At 66.5% G+C, this 786-nt stretch carries 1 protein-coding gene; it reads left to right on the top strand.

The genetic code is table 11. From position 1 onward, the window contains the following. A partial coding sequence (locus DEQ92_RS21005; protein ID WP_147299532.1) for a cytochrome ubiquinol oxidase subunit I occupies nt 1–701 on the top strand: 701 nt, incomplete at its 5' end. Between the last annotated feature and the right edge of the window lie 85 nt (nt 702–786).

Genomic DNA, 786 nt, shown 5'->3' with positions numbered 1-786 from the left:
AGGCCATCCACGGCGACGCCTACGGGCGACACGTCGCAGAGACCCAACCGCAGAAGTTCGCCGCGATGGAGGCCCAATACGAGACCGACTCCTCGGTCGGGTTGAAGCTCCTCGCGTTCCCGACGAGCGTGGAGAGCCTCACCGATCCGCGCGCGGAGAACCTCTTCGTCGTGGAACTGCCGTTCCTCGCATCGATCCTGGCCAGCGGGGGTGATCCGGGCGCCACCATCACGGGCTTGAACGACGTTCCGACGGAAGATCCGCCGGTCGCCATCGTCTTCTGGGCGTTCCGCGCGATGGTCGGCCTCGGAATGTGGTTCATCCTGCTCGCGTTCTGGGGTGGCTTCCGCTGGTACCAGGGAACGCTGTTCGAGGACGACCTGCTGGCGAAAGCACTCGTCGGCTCGTCGGTCCTCGGCATCCTGACCGTAGAGTTGGGCTGGATCGTCACCGAGGTCGGCAGACAGCCCTGGGTCATCCAGGACGTGTTGAAGACTCACGCTGGCGTCTCACCGGGGCTAACGGGCGCTGAAGCGCTCGTGACGCTGGCCGGCTTCGTCGGCGTGTACGCCGCCCTGCTCGGGCTCTACACGTACGTCATCGCGCGCAGCATCCGCAACGAAGCACCGACGAAGCCGCCGACGCCCGAACGCGAACGCGACGCGCCCGATTCCGTGGGGGTCATCCCGAGCGATGACTGACCTCCTCGCTGCGACGACGCTCTCCACGCTCGCGGACGGCCCGCTGTTCGGGCTCCCGTTAGCGAAGCTCTGGTTCGGTCTCATC

It is taken from the genome of Haloferax sp. Atlit-6N (assembly GCF_003383195.1).
Classification (GTDB): Archaea; Halobacteriota; Halobacteria; order Halobacteriales; family Haloferacaceae; genus Haloferax; species Haloferax gibbonsii.
This window is presented reverse-complemented; position numbering and strand designations above follow the sequence as displayed.